Consider the following 13,422-nt stretch of genomic DNA (forward strand, 5'->3'; position numbering starts at 1 on the left):
GCTAATTTTTTATAAAGGAAAAGAAGCGAATGGTAACCATGCTTGATGTCGCAAACCGCGCAGGCGTATCTAAATCGACCGTTTCTCGTGTCTTAAATGGCAAGAACATCGTGCGCCCAGATGTGGTGAAAAAGGTATTTGATGCGATTCAAGAAACAGGTTATCGACCGAACTTGTTGGCTCAGCAATTGGCGACCAAGAAGACCAACTTCATCGGCTTTGTTATCACCAATGAGTTGTTCAATGGCCCTTACTTCTCTTCCTTGATGTATCACGCGGCTTCTTATAGCGAAAAGTCGAATCACCAACTGGTGATCACCGATGGCAAACACAGCGCTGAAGACGAAATAAAGGCGATCAACTTCCTGCTGGATATGAAGTGCGCGGGCATCATCCTCTATCCGCAATGCTTAACCGAATGTGAGATTGCAAAGATCATCGACAGCACCGACACTCCGATTCTGGTACTCAACCGTGAAATGCCGTCGAAGCCCAATCATGCTATTACCACCGACCATTATCAGAGTGCTTGTTTGATGGTTGAACACATCATCGAGCAAGGCCATACAGACATTGCAGTGATTCGTGGTAAAGCCGGTTCTTCGACCGATGAGCTGCGTTACCAAGCCTATCAAGATGTGTTAACTAAACATGGTGTTGCATTGGATGAGTCCAACGTTGTTCAAGGTGATTGGACGATGGAGAGCGGTTATCACGCGGCTCAGGCTTTGGCAAAAAGCAGAACCACATTCACTGCTATCTTGTCTGAAAACGATGATATGGCGATTGGTGCGATTAAGGCGTTAACCGAACTTGGGTACTCATTGCCTCAAGATGTTTCGATCGTCGGCTTTGATAACAGCAAAGTGGGGGCGTTTTTAACGCCAAGCTTAACGTCTGTGAGTGTGCCATTAGAGCAAATGACGCAAAAGGCGATCCTGCAAATTGTCGGTGAAACAGAGCAAGCGACCACCATCAATACCACTGGTAGTTTGGTGTTACGTGATTCGATAGCGAAGCTAAATTAGCACTGTTCGAATTTCATATTTTACCTACAAAAAGTGACGAGCTGCGCATCTCTTAAACCAAGCTCAAACACTCCTTATTCACTGTTATTTAGATGTGCGATATTGCGTTTTTGGTCGATGAATTGACCACCATTAGTTAAGTAATGTGAAGCTAGATAAGTAATATGAAAATAGCTAATTGATGTGAGAACAGGTAAGTAACGTGAAAACAGAAAAACAAAAAATGCTCGCAGGTGAACCTTATCAGGCTTGGGATAAAGAGCTTTATGCAGCTCGTATCGAATGTCGCAAGGTGCTTCAAAAACTCAATAACAGTATTCCTGGCACATCTGAATGGGAAGCAGCAACGCAAGAGCTGATTCCGGGCTGTGAAAATGCGCATTTAGAACCTCCATTTCGTTGTGACTACGGCTCGAACATCAAGCTAGGCAAGAACTTCTACGCTAACTTTAACTGCGTGATTTTGGATGTGGCTGAAGTGACTATTGGCGATAATGTGCTGCTTGGTCCGAACGTTCAAATCCTGACTGCAGGTCACCCACTCGATGTGAAAGGCCGTGTAGAAGAAGGCGTTGAGTTTGGCACACCGATTAATGTTGGCGACAATGTTTGGCTTGGCGGTGGTGTAATCATCTGCCCCGGTGTCACCATTGGCGAAAACAGCGTGATTGGCGCAGGCAGTGTGGTAACTAAAGACATCCCAGCCAATGTGGTTGCAGTCGGTAACCCATGTAAAGTGCTGAAAGCGATCGATAACGAGTAATAATCAGATTGAATTGATAAAGCCCGAACCTAGGTTCGGGCTTTGTTTTTTCTATTCTTGCTAGATGCTAGATGCTAGATGCTAGATGCTAGATGGAACAGCTTGTTGTGCTTGCTTCTTATCTAACGCACCACTGAATCGAGTCAGAACAAGAGCGATCAGAACGATCACAGCACCTACCCAAGGGGTGTTCATTAATCCAGATTTCGCGACAATCAAACCACCGCCCCATGAGCCCAATGCAATACCGACGTTGAAGGCGGCAATGTTCAACCCAGAAGCGACATCGACTGCGTCTGGTGTGTATTTCTCAGCCAGTTTCACAACATACACTTGTAGCCCCGGAACGTTACCGAATGCGAATGCACCCCAAACCAAAATGGTAGCAACAGCTGCGTAAGGGTTTACTGCGGTAAAGTTGAATACCACCAGTACTGCGGCTAAACCAGAGAAGATAACGGTCAACGCTTTAATCGGGCCCATCTTGTCGGCCATTTTACCGCCCCAGATGTTACCTACCGCCACTGACACACCGTAAACCAACATGATGAGACTGATAGAGCTCGAATCAAACCCTGATACATTTTCCAGTATTGGAGCAAGGAACGTAAACGCTGTGAACGTACCGCCATAACCTAGTGCTGTGATAGCGTAAACCAACAGTAAGCGTGGTTGAGTTAGAACCTTTAGTTGTGCCGAAATCTTCGCCGCAGGTGGTTGCTTAAGGTTGCTTGGAACCAAGATAGCACTACCGATAAGAGCAATAAGGCCAAGCAGAGCAACGATCAAGAAGGTCGCTTGCCATCCAAAGGTTTGGCCGATATAAGTGCCCAGTGGTACTCCAGTTACCAATGCAACCGTTAAACCCGTAAACATGATCGCAATGGCACTGGCTGCTTTATCTTTTGAAACCAAACCTGTCGCGATGGTCGATCCAATCGAGAAGAACACACCATGGGCGAGGCCGGTCAAAATTCGTGCGGCGATCAGCGTGTTATAGCCTGGAGCTTGCCACGCCAATAAGTTACCAATGACAAACAATGCCATCACGGTTAGCAATACCGCTTTACGATTCCACTTTCCGGTTAATGCCGTTAATACTGGTGCGCCAATAGCAACGCCAAGCGCGTATAAACTGACTAATAGGCCTGCCGATGGCAGAGATACATTCAAGTCGCTCGCCATGGTAGGAATCAAGCCTACGATGACAAATTCTGTGGTTCCGATGGCAAAGGCGCTGAGCGTCAATGCAAGTAATGCTAGTGGCATAATCATCTCTCTTACTGTTCTTTGTTAAATACCGAGCGCGATAAAATGGGGCAGCTTGTGACTGCAATAGGTGCGCTTCGTTTGATGGCGAGGATTATCTAGCAAAATATATTTGTGAAAAATGCCATCATTAACAAATAACCTTTGTGTTATTTGCAATAATCGGAGAGTTAGCTGATCATTGGATTAAGCTGATGAGATCGAAAAGACATAGATGATTTGAGCTGTGATGAGCACAAGCGAGATGACATTAAACAAAATGAAGATAGCGAAGGAGCCTCATGTTAACCCGTTCAGATGATTTAGAAATGGTACTCACCGTTGTCGATGCTGGTGGTTTTTCTGCGGCGGCAGAGGCGTTGGATGTGCAGGTCGCCAAGGTGTCTCGTTCGGTGAGTAAGGTTGAGTCGCAACTCGGTGTCTCAATATTCAACCGAACAACGAGACGTGTGGAATTGACGGAGGAAGGGCGGCAGTTTGTCGATTCAGTCAGGCTAGGGTTACAGATGATTCAGAGCGCGGAAGAAGAAATCGTGTCGCGCGGTGAGCTGCCAAAAGGTCGTTTAAGAGTCGATGCCGCCAGTCCATTCGTTTTCCATCAGCTAGTGCCGTTGGTGCAGTCATTCAAAGAGGCTTACCCAGACATTGAATTGGAACTCACTTCCAACGAAGGCTTCGTAGATCTTCTCGAAAAGAGAACTGATGTTGCGATTCGAATCGGCAAGTTGTCCGATTCAACATTGCATGCTCGACCGTTAGGAAAAAGTTTACTCCATATTGTTGCGTCACCTGATTATCTCGCTAAGCGTGGGTTGCCCACCAAACCTGAAGATTTGAGCTCGCATCAAATTGTGGGGTTTGCGGGTAACAAAGTGCTTAACCATTGGCCTTTACCAAACCAAAGTGATGTCGCGCCTACTGTGACAGCCAGTAATGGTGAAACCGTGCGTCAACTAGTCTTAGCTGGAAATGGGATTGCTTGTTTATCGGGGTTTATGGTGCAGGAAGATATGGCTGCGGGTCGCCTAATCCCTATTCTGGAACAAGACAAACTTGCCAACACAGACCGAGAGCGAGTGAATGCGGTTTACTACAAGTCGTCATCGGTCTCTAAACGTATCTCGGCGTTTATCGACTTTATTCAGCCCCGTTTGAGCTTGTAGGGAAGAATGAAATACTCTTTAGCAGCACACAGCCAAACCGTTATTTGAATCGTTTGAGAGCGGGTATTCGTATCAATGTTTAGAGAGCACATATTGTTGTATTGAGATTCGATAGGTGGATGTGATCTCAATATTGTTTACCAACTTTTACTGTTTAAAACCCACCCGCCCAAGCATCGAAGTCATCAATATTGTCGAGTTCTTGCTGGCTTCTTGGCGCAGGGTAATAAGGCAAGGCTAACCTTTGAGTGGAAGGTTGCAGTTCCCAATCGGGTGTAATCTTGAGTCGGGTTAACTCATCGTTGAGGCGCACAAACATATAGTAGCCATCGGCATGGGTATTGGCGTAACTCGCGATAGTTGCGATATCACCAGAAGGTAACTTTACGTCTCGACCCAGTGGATAGAGTTGGTGCAATGCGAAACTCACTTTGGGATCTTCAAGTTTGCCTTGCTTAAAGCGCTCTAATCCGATGGCGGTTGAAGTAGTGCGCGGCTTCCAACCTGTGAGGAACAATCCACTCAAGTGATCTTGGAACGGCTTGCCCTTTCGATTGCCTTCATTGGTAATGAATTGAACCGTCAGCGTGTCTCCCGATTCTTGCAGAATTTCTAAAAACTGTTCACCAGTGCGATCGACCAAAAGCTTCATAAGACATAAATACCATTAAGAATGAAATACGATAAAGGGTACTACTATAAGGAAGGCTTGTGTAGAGACGATAAAGGTTATGCAGCGTGAACAATGTTTTCGGTGTTGATCCTTACATGTCCCTTAGATGAACAACAGCTTTAGCGCTTACGTAAGTAATGCGTTTGCACAATCTCATATAAGTAAGTCGACACGCCTGTTAGTGTGAAATCAAGCGGTGAAACTAGATCTCCAAACAATGGTGAAGCATCACCCAGACCGAATAGAGCTCACCATTGACATGGTCGAAAAGCCGCTGAGTTTATACTGTTTGGCACTCACCCAACTTAAGTGATTTGTGGGCCAATTTACCGACCTTTAAATTTATACTGGATAATTACCTATAAATTTCAGGCTTTAGCAGTAATAATCAATGAATAGATCGGAATAGCTTGTTCATTGAAAAGCTGTACGGAAAGTTTCTAAAGACGCCATCGTGAAAAGGAAGTCAGATACATGCCTGTGCTCGAACGCATCAGTTTAACGTTAATCTTAATCGCCGTTTTAGGTGGGTGTTCTTCACTTCCTGAAGGCATCGATCATCCAACAGAACCGCCAACCTCTCCTGCACCCAGCACTTTATCGGTTCTAACCAATGAATTTCAGCCTGAAGCTTTAGAGCAAGGCACCACTGCGGTTCGTCTGCAAGAGTCCGGTTGGGATGCTTTGGCACAGCGATTAGCACTGGTCGAAAGTGCCGAGCACACCATCGACATTCAATACTACATCTGGAACTCTGACGAATCGGGAAGCTATCTCGCTAGCCGTTTATTAGCCGCGGCTGAGCGTGGTGTTAAGGTGCGCGTAATGTTGGATGATATCAACCTCAACGAACGTGAAGGTTTGCTGTCGGCACTGGATGCGCACCCGAACGTCGAGATTCGTATCTTCAACCCAACGCCGACACGTCGTGGTTTCAGTAAATGGCTGAGCTTTGTTGGTGACTTTTCTCGCTTAAATCGCCGCATGCACAATAAATCGTTTACCGTAGATGGTACCTTGTCTGTGGTGGGTGGCCGTAATATCGGTGATGAATACTTTGACCTTTCTGATGAAATCAATTTCCGAGACCGCGATGTATTAGTTATGGGCTCGGTAGTTAACACCATCCAAACCAGTTTTGTTGAATACTGGAACAGCCGTTGGTCTTACCCTGTCGATATGCTGGGTGATGACGAACAACCTGATCTCTCGAAGATAGATAATATTGTCGTTCCGCATTATCAAAATTATCCTGAATTACCATTAGATCGTAAGGCTGCTGATAGTTTACTGAAAGAGGTGGTTGGTGAGATGACTTGGGTGAATGCGCGTTTTGTTTATGATCAACCCGTCCCTGATGACTCCGATAATACTGATGAACCAAAAGCGACCGCGATTCTTCTAGGTAAGTTAGCGAGCGAAGCGAAACAAGAGATCTTATTGGAATCGGCTTACCTTGTATTCGATGATGGTCAGCTTGAAGAGTGGCAGGTATTGAATAACAAGGGCGTTGAGATAAAAGCGCTAACGAACTCTATGGCGTCTAATGATCTGGTGACCAATCACTCCGCTTATGCGGGCAGACGTTACGATATGTTGGAGCATGGTATCGACCTGTTTGAGCTAAAACCAGAATCTAAGCTTTGTGAAGCATCGACTCAGGACTTGTCGAAATGTGCACCTGAGACGGCCTATGGCTTGCACGCAAAATCAGTCGTATTCGACCGCAGCATCGCGAGCATCGGTTCATTTAACTTCAACTTGCGTTCTACCTACCTCAATACTGAATCGGTTTTGATCATCGAGAATAAAGAGATTGCTGAAACGTTAGCAAAAACTATTGAGCAAGCAATGAGTGACGACAATAGCTGGCGTTTGGAACTGGAAGACGGTGATGTGTATTGGTATTCAGGCGATCAAAGCTGGGACAGCGAACCAGAAACGGGTAAGTGGGAACGAATGCAGTCAGGCTTTTTGCAATTGCTACCGATTGAGAAATATCTGTAAGCTAGCCGCCTCCGGATAAATAAAAATGTCAGCGTATATTACGCTGACATTTTTGTTTGTACTGTTGTTTGCTGTGGTTTGTTGCAAGCTCTTAACGGCTTAACGGCTTAACGGCTTAACGGCTTAACGCTTGGTCAGCTGCTTGCTGTTCAAGTAAGGCAGGATATGCGGGCGAGATTCGCCAGACAGCTTTTGAGTGATCTGTTGTGACCAACTGATCTGCTTTTGGTTGCTTGAACGGCTTGCGTAGTAGCTCTGCATTGAATCATCGTAGCTGGCAATGTCATCTAGGCTCAGCGGTTGGTATTGGTTTTCGTGCATAACTACGTGAGCAGGAAGGCGAGGCTTAACCTCTGGTTGTTGTGCCGGGTGACCTAAGCACATTCCGAACAATACGGCGGTGTGTTGTGGCAGTTCTAGCAGTTCATCCACTTGTTGTGCGCTGTTACGTAACCCGCCAATGTATACGCCACCTAAACCTAGAGACTCAGCAGCCAACATGCAGTTTTGCGCCATGATGCCAGAATCTACCGCGCCAATTAGGGTCAGTTCAGTAAAGTCGGTTTTCACTTCAGGGTTGATTTGAGCGTGGCGCTGATAGTCGATACAGAACACTAAAAACTCAGCCGCATTCTCAACGTAAGCTTGGTTACCTGCGTATTCTGCTAGCAGTTTACGCTTCTCTGTGTCTGTCACTCTCACGATAGAAACAGCCTGCAGTAAGCTCGATGATGAAGCCGCGAGACCAGCCTGAATAATCACATCAAGTTGTGCTTTTTCAATCGGTTGATTTGTATATTGACGAATGGAGCGGTGCCCCAGAATAGTTTCAATCGTGCTGTTCATAACTCTCAGACAGTCCTTGTGATGATGGCGTAGAGAATCACAATAACGACAATTACCATGAGCGTAAAGAGTGTTTGAGCCTTTCTGGTTGACATATTTCAGCAGCGCCAGCCCAGTTTTTGAGATTCTATTTATAATCGATTAATGCCAGCTGCTATGCCGCTGGCATTTTATTATTGAGTGAAACTTGCTTCGAAATAGGCACTAAATGCTCAGAACTGTCGGATAAAATAGGGCATACTGGACTGAATGTATAAACCCAAGAAAGTAACCACGCGCATGAATCTAATCTGCCTCAACGACCCTTTTTTTCTTCCTAATGGTCAAGTGATCAAAAATCGCCTGTTCAAATCGGCAATGAGTGAACAGCTAGGTGATAAACACCATAACCCTAAGCAAGGTTTAGTCACGCTCTATCAGCGTTGGGCTCGAGGAGGAATTGGCCTATCCATGACGGGCAACGTGATGGTCGATAGAGGTGCGCTTGGTGAACCTAAAAACGTGGTGTTAGATGAGCAAAGTGACTTAAGCGTATTTCGTGAGTGGGCGAAGGCTGGAACACAAAATGGTTCGCAGATATGGATGCAATTGAACCACCCAGGAAAGCAAATCCCTAAATTCTTATGTGATAGCCCGGTTGCCCCTTCAGCTATCTCTTTAGAGCGCGGATTAGAAAAAGGCTTCAATACGCCACGAGCTCTGACTGAGACGGAAATAATCGCAATCATTGATAAATTTGCGCTGAGTGCAAAGCTTTCAAAACAAGCAGGCTTTACTGGCGTGCAGATTCACGGTGCTCATGGTTATCTTGTCAGTCAGTTTTTGTCTTCTAGACACAATCAACGCCAAGACAAATGGGGTGGGTCACTCGAAAACAGACTTCGTTTCGTGCTTGAGGTTTATCGCGCGATTCGAAAAGAGGTCGGTGAAGATTTCCCTGTCGGAATTAAGCTCAACAGCGCTGACTTTATGAAAGGTGGCTTCACTGAAGAAGAGTCGATGCAGGTTGTTCAAACACTGAGTGATAACGGTATCGACCTGATTGAGATCTCTGGCGGCACCTATGAAAGTCCATCAATGATGGGTTCAAAGAGCAAAGCTGAACCAATCAAGGCCAGCACGGTAAAACGTGAAGCGTATTTTATGGATTACATGGTGAAGGCGAGAAAACTCGTCAGCACTCCGCTGGTGGTCACGGGTGGTTTTCGAACCGCGCAAGCAATGAATGAAGCATTAAACACCTCGGCGACCGATTTTATTGGTATTGCACGCACAATGGCGGTTGATCCTGATTTCCCTAACAAGTTAATTGAAGACCCTAGCCACGGCATGCCACTAACGGTGCCAACCACAGGAAAGCCCGCATTAGACAAGATGGCGATGGTCGGGCTGGTTTGGTATGAACATCAAATGTGGCGCATCGCCTCTGGCAAGAATGCCGACCCTAAATTAAGCGCACTCGGTGTGGTGTTAAAAACAATTTTCAGCGCTGGCTGGCACGCTTTCAAAAAGCGCAGAGCGTAAGCAGTCATGGATTGTTAAAGCAGAACTTTGAGGAATTGAAGTTCTGCTTTTTTGTTTGTCTCCTTTTAAGTTCTCGATAAATACATCGCAGAGCACCCTCAGCCAGCTTAGCTGTGGTACTAATCTAATACCAACATGAGCATTGGTTATAGTGTTCATAAGTGGCAAATCAGAGTAGACCAACTAGGATGAATTGAATTAAACCCTACAATTAATTCAACAACATGGTAGTTGCTATGAAGAAAATAACCCTCTTATCTGTCGCGATCTTATCCAGTCTCTCTTTCTCATCTTTTGCTAAAGATTGTGATCCCAACTTGCTGCCTTCTTGGAAGGACAGCGAGAGCAAATCCGCTATCGTCGACTTTGTTGGGCAAGCCACTAAAGCTGAGTCTGATACGTTCGTGGCAATTGAAGATCGCATTGCCGTGTTCGATAACGACGGTACGCTTTGGTCGGAAAAGCCTTATTACTTCCAATTAGCCTTTGCACTAGATCGTGTAAAAGAGATGGCGCCTGATCACCCTGAATGGAAAACCGAAGCACCGTTTAAGTTTGTACTCGAAGATGATATTGAGAGCGTTCTGGGCAGCGGTGAAGAAGGGCTATTGAAAATCATCATGGCGACACATTCTGGTATGACTGTTGAGCAATACCAGCAAGACGTTGAGCAATGGCTGACGGTAGCAAAAGATAAACGTTTCAACAAAGCCTACACAGACCTTACTTATCAGCCAATGAAAGAGATGCTGACTTACCTGCAAGAGCATGACTTTAAGACTTATATTGTGTCGGGCGGAGGCGTTGACTTCATGAGGGCGTGGGCTCCACAAGCTTACAATATTCCTACAGAGCAAATCATCGGTAGTGCGCTTAAATACAACTACAGCTACAACGATGGCAAACCAACGGTGACCAAAGATTCGTTGATTTTGACCATTGATGACAAAGCCGGAAAGGTCACTAACATTCAGCATATTATCGGCAAGAAACCTATTCTAGCGGTCGGCAACTCAGACGGTGACCAAGCGATGATGCAATGGGCTACGAGCCAACCCAACTCAATGGCTATGATTGTTCATCACACTGATGCTGAGCGCGAGTGGCAGTACGATCGTGAGTCTCACGTTGGCAAGCTTGATAAAGCGCTAGATGAGGCGAATTCCAGAGAGGATTGGACACTGATCGACATGAAATCAGATTGGTGTGAGGTGTACTAACGGCAAGTATACCCTTGGTCAAAACTTCAAAGGCTCGGATTTTAAATTCGAGCCTTTTTTGTGAGCGGAGGTTTTGGGAATGAACGGTTTGAAAGCAATCGTTTGAAAGGAATAAGGTGTTATGGGTTCGCTTTAAGCAAGAACGTACTATAAATTTTCAATGCATGACGGTTTAATCGAGTTAGTCGGAAATTAAAGGAATAGCAAAATGAAAACGATCGGTTTGCTCGGCGGTATGAGTTGGGAGTCGACAGTGAGCTACTACAAATCCATCAACGAGGGCGTTAAAGCCACACTCGGCGGGCTCAATTCTGCAAAGGTTTGTATGTACAGCGTGAACTTCGATGAGATAGAAAAGCTTCAACATCAAGGTCGCTGGGCTGAGACGGCGGATATCTTATCGGACGCGGCTTTATCGGTAGAGAAAGCCGGAGCGGACTTCATCCTGATCTGTACCAATACCATGCATAAGATCGTTCCTGAGATCGAAGAGAAGGTCACGATTCCTATCTTGCACATCGCTGATACCACAGCGCAGAAGTTGCTTGAACAGGGTGTAAAGAAAGTTGGATTACTCGGTACCGCTTTCACCATGGAACAAGATTTCTATAAAGGCCGTCTGACTAACAAATTCGGTATCGATGTGGTGATTCCTGATGAGAGTGACCGAGAGAAAGTCCACAACATCATTTATCAAGAGCTGTGTCGAGGCCAAGTAAAAGAAGAATCTCGAGATGTATACCGTCAAATCATTGAGAAGCTAGGCCAACAAGGTGCAGAAGCCGTTATTCTGGGCTGTACTGAAATCGCCCTCCTGATTCAGCAGCAACACACTGATGTTCCCTTGTTTGATACCACAGCCATTCATGCAGAAGCGGCTGTACGTTTGGCGACGAGTGACTGACTTCTAGTTCTTATTCTTAGTTCCATAGCTGTCCTATTTTCGCTCTTGTACGATTTTCATTCGTTGAAGTGAAAGTTTTTTGTACAAAAGCAGGTCGTTAGTTAAAGAAGCGATGCTTTGTTCATTAACCAAGGCCTTATCGGTAGGTAAGGTTTTAGTTAATGACTGAGGTATCCGCGCTTTTAAGCACTATGCTTTAGTCATGACCGAAAGAGGATTTATTATGAAATGGCTTATCTTATCTGTAACGCTGTTATTCGTGGCAGGATGCCAATCGACGGGGTCTCAAGAAGCACAAGTCGGTGACGACATGAATCGAGTTCATACCCAAGGGTGCAGCAGCTAATCTTCTTTTGTGGAAACACATTTTCAGCTGCTCCGGTAGAGAGTTACCCCTACAAAGCCTTGTGTTGTCACAAGGCTTTTATTTTATACAAAATCTAAAAACTGATTCGACTATATCGCGAATTATCAATGAATACTGGTGTTGATAAACTCTGTTTTATTAAAGCACGCTCTCGTGCTTATAGACCGGAGAAACCAATATGAATTACGAGGGAAAAGTATATCGTCCATGGACAGAGGCGAAGAGCATTCTGATTCAAACCACTTTAGGTTGCAGTATCAACACGTGCACGTTCTGTAATATGTTCAGCGATAAACGATTCAAGGTTTGTGATATTGAGGATGTGTTTAAAGATATCGAAGAAGCTCGCCTGATTTATCCTTATGTTGAATCAATTTTCCTTATCGATGGCAACGTGATGGCCGCCCGCACGGATTATCTCCTTAAGATTTTGGATAAGCTTCGTCATACCTTTCCAGAAAGCAGAAAAGTATCGCTCTATAGTGGTTTGAACGATTTCCGTCGTAAAAGCTTGAGCGAACTTAAAGAGCTTAAAAGTGCCGGTCTCACTATGGCTTATGCGGGGTTGGAGTCAGGCGATGCGGTTGTACTCGACAACATCAAAAAGCGCATGACACCAGAACAAGCGATCGAAGGCATGGAATTAGCCAAAGAAGCCGGCATTGAAACCTTACTTTCGTTTATCTTCGGCCTTGGCGGTCGTGATCGATCACGTGAACATATTGTCGAGACCACAAGATTACTGAATATCATGAAGCCTGAGCAGATAGCGCCAATGGCGTTAGCGATTCAGCCAGGAACCGTGATGGAACAAGAAGTAAAAGATGGCAAGTTCGTTATGCCGACGCAACTTCAGATCTTAGAAGAAGAAAAGTATCTGCTTGAGAATCTAAACATCGACACTTTCTATTGGGGCGACCATGGTAATAACATCGTGACTCAGAAAGGTTTCCTGCTTGATTCAAGAGAGCAATTTTTGGCTAAGGTGAACCATGCGATAGCATCAAACCCAATGGCTAAAGACAGTGTTATTCAGACGTTTGCTTGGTAGCGTTTAGTTAAAAACGATACTTGCAGGCTAAGTAAAAATCGAAAGAAGTATTGTTTTCGAGGCGGGATAATCGCCATAAACCTACTTCCGTTGCTGAGACAATTCAAAATCAGCAAAGCCATTTTCTTGGTGGATGTTGTAAATTTGTGAATCTGAACTGTCTATATTCTAGGCTGTGTACTGGATCTCATTTGTTATTTGAGTCCCTTGCTAAGGTAAATAATGAATGTGTACTACCAATCACTTTACTCAACTTAAGAGGTTTCTATGCTAGGTGAAAATCACTCTCTTGTTCACGAATTTCCTGAAATGAAAGACAAAATTGCTGAGCTTGCTAAAACTGACGATGGCTTTGCAGAAGATATGAAGACATACGACAACCTTGATAAAGAGATTCGTAAACTAGAGCTGAAAGATTCACCCATTGATGACGGCTCGATGCACCAATTGAAACATGATCGTTCTGAGCTTAAAGATTCACTGCATGCTCGTTTAACTGGCTAGTGAGTTGGCAATTTTGCTGACTAGCTAAATGGCGAATTACAGACTTAGACAAAAACTCCTTCGGGAGTTTTTTTTCGTTTTGGCTCAATCACTTCTTCACAAT

At 45.0% G+C, this 13,422-nt stretch carries 13 protein-coding genes; 10 read left to right on the forward strand and 3 right to left on the reverse strand.

The window, feature by feature from the left end; all coding sequences use genetic code 11:
• Positions 1–29: 29 nt before the first annotated feature.
• Positions 30–1,028 (forward strand): LacI family DNA-binding transcriptional regulator, encoded by a 999-nt coding sequence (locus tag AB6E51_RS05910; protein WP_017059467.1) that lies wholly within the window; start codon positions 30–32, stop codon positions 1,026–1,028.
• A gap of 202 nt (positions 1,029–1,230) precedes the next feature.
• Positions 1,231–1,791, forward strand: a complete 561-nt coding sequence (locus tag AB6E51_RS05915; protein ID WP_372057870.1) for a sugar O-acetyltransferase — start codon at positions 1,231–1,233, stop codon at positions 1,789–1,791.
• Between the two features lie 81 nt (positions 1,792–1,872).
• Here AB6E51_RS05915 and AB6E51_RS05920 read toward each other — a convergent pair whose 3' ends face one another.
• Positions 1,873–3,060: an MFS transporter gene (locus AB6E51_RS05920; RefSeq protein WP_017062388.1), complete on the reverse strand. Its 1,188-nt coding sequence runs from the start codon at positions 3,058–3,060 to the stop codon at positions 1,873–1,875.
• 281 nt (positions 3,061–3,341) lie between these two features.
• Here AB6E51_RS05920 and AB6E51_RS05925 point away from each other — a divergent pair, with 281 nt between their 5' ends.
• Positions 3,342–4,223 (forward strand): LysR family transcriptional regulator, encoded by an 882-nt coding sequence (locus tag AB6E51_RS05925; RefSeq protein ID WP_151407554.1) that lies wholly within the window; start codon positions 3,342–3,344, stop codon positions 4,221–4,223.
• 154 nt (positions 4,224–4,377) lie between these two features.
• On the opposite strand, the gene AB6E51_RS05930 is transcribed toward AB6E51_RS05925, so the two are convergent.
• The gene (locus tag AB6E51_RS05930) at positions 4,378–4,875 is read right to left on the reverse strand and encodes a hypothetical protein (protein ID WP_372057869.1); all 498 of its coding nucleotides are present in this window, start codon (positions 4,873–4,875) and stop codon (positions 4,378–4,380) included.
• Positions 4,876–5,370: 495 nt separating this feature from the next.
• Here AB6E51_RS05930 and AB6E51_RS05935 point away from each other — a divergent pair, with 495 nt between their 5' ends.
• Positions 5,371–6,903: a phospholipase D family protein gene (locus AB6E51_RS05935; RefSeq protein WP_372057868.1), complete on the forward strand. Its 1,533-nt coding sequence runs from the start codon at positions 5,371–5,373 to the stop codon at positions 6,901–6,903.
• A 123-nt stretch (positions 6,904–7,026) separates the two neighbouring features.
• On the opposite strand, the gene nfsA is transcribed toward AB6E51_RS05935, so the two are convergent.
• Entirely contained in the window at positions 7,027–7,749 is a 723-nt protein-coding gene (nfsA, locus tag AB6E51_RS05940; protein ID WP_108111048.1) for an oxygen-insensitive NADPH nitroreductase, read from the reverse strand.
• A gap of 279 nt (positions 7,750–8,028) precedes the next feature.
• Between nfsA and AB6E51_RS05945 the strand changes: the two genes are divergently transcribed.
• From AB6E51_RS05945 to AB6E51_RS05970, 6 genes are all read left to right on the forward strand, one after another.
• The gene (locus AB6E51_RS05945; protein WP_372057866.1) at positions 8,029–9,273 is read left to right on the forward strand and encodes an NADH:flavin oxidoreductase/NADH oxidase family protein; all 1,245 of its coding nucleotides are present in this window, start codon (positions 8,029–8,031) and stop codon (positions 9,271–9,273) included.
• Between the two features lie 236 nt (positions 9,274–9,509).
• Positions 9,510–10,493 (forward strand): HAD family phosphatase, encoded by a 984-nt coding sequence (locus AB6E51_RS05950; RefSeq protein ID WP_029235499.1) that lies wholly within the window; start codon positions 9,510–9,512, stop codon positions 10,491–10,493.
• A 208-nt stretch (positions 10,494–10,701) separates the two neighbouring features.
• Positions 10,702–11,397, forward strand: coding sequence for an aspartate/glutamate racemase family protein (locus tag AB6E51_RS05955; protein WP_372057865.1), 696 nt, complete (start codon positions 10,702–10,704; stop codon positions 11,395–11,397).
• A gap of 223 nt (positions 11,398–11,620) precedes the next feature.
• The gene (locus tag AB6E51_RS05960) at positions 11,621–11,743 is read left to right on the forward strand and encodes a hypothetical protein (protein WP_258182976.1); all 123 of its coding nucleotides are present in this window, start codon (positions 11,621–11,623) and stop codon (positions 11,741–11,743) included.
• Positions 11,744–11,942: 199 nt separating this feature from the next.
• Entirely contained in the window at positions 11,943–12,815 is an 873-nt protein-coding gene (locus AB6E51_RS05965; RefSeq protein ID WP_372057863.1) for a radical SAM protein, read from the forward strand.
• A 267-nt stretch (positions 12,816–13,082) separates the two neighbouring features.
• Entirely contained in the window at positions 13,083–13,319 is a 237-nt protein-coding gene (locus tag AB6E51_RS05970) for a YdcH family protein (protein WP_065606862.1), read from the forward strand.
• The last annotated feature ends 103 nt before the right edge of the window (positions 13,320–13,422 follow it).

Source organism: Vibrio sp. 10N.247.311.47, from assembly GCF_041467535.1.
In the GTDB taxonomy this organism is placed as follows: domain Bacteria; phylum Pseudomonadota; class Gammaproteobacteria; order Enterobacterales; family Vibrionaceae; genus Vibrio; species Vibrio crassostreae_C.

Bases quoted from the DNA above. Each gene is read 5' to 3' on its own strand.
- AB6E51_RS05910 (WP_017059467.1), top strand. From the start codon at position 30: ATGGTAACCATGCTTGATGTCGCAAACCGCGCAGGCGTATCTAAATCG.
- AB6E51_RS05920 (WP_017062388.1), bottom strand. From the start codon at position 3,060: ATGCCACTAGCATTACTTGCATTGACGCTCAGCGCCTTTGCCATCGGA.
- AB6E51_RS05945 (WP_372057866.1), top strand. From the start codon at position 8,029: ATGAATCTAATCTGCCTCAACGACCCTTTTTTTCTTCCTAATGGTCAA.
- AB6E51_RS05930 (WP_372057869.1), bottom strand. From the start codon at position 4,875: ATGAAGCTTTTGGTCGATCGCACTGGTGAACAGTTTTTAGAAATTCTG.
- AB6E51_RS05950 (WP_029235499.1), top strand. From the start codon at position 9,510: ATGAAGAAAATAACCCTCTTATCTGTCGCGATCTTATCCAGTCTCTCT.
- AB6E51_RS05955 (WP_372057865.1), top strand. From the start codon at position 10,702: ATGAAAACGATCGGTTTGCTCGGCGGTATGAGTTGGGAGTCGACAGTG.
- AB6E51_RS05965 (WP_372057863.1), top strand. From the start codon at position 11,943: ATGAATTACGAGGGAAAAGTATATCGTCCATGGACAGAGGCGAAGAGC.
- AB6E51_RS05935 (WP_372057868.1), top strand. From the start codon at position 5,371: ATGCCTGTGCTCGAACGCATCAGTTTAACGTTAATCTTAATCGCCGTT.
- AB6E51_RS05970 (WP_065606862.1), top strand. From the start codon at position 13,083: ATGCTAGGTGAAAATCACTCTCTTGTTCACGAATTTCCTGAAATGAAA.
- AB6E51_RS05925 (WP_151407554.1), top strand. From the start codon at position 3,342: ATGTTAACCCGTTCAGATGATTTAGAAATGGTACTCACCGTTGTCGAT.
- nfsA (WP_108111048.1), bottom strand. From the start codon at position 7,749: ATGAACAGCACGATTGAAACTATTCTGGGGCACCGCTCCATTCGTCAA.
- AB6E51_RS05960 (WP_258182976.1), top strand. From the start codon at position 11,621: ATGAAATGGCTTATCTTATCTGTAACGCTGTTATTCGTGGCAGGATGC.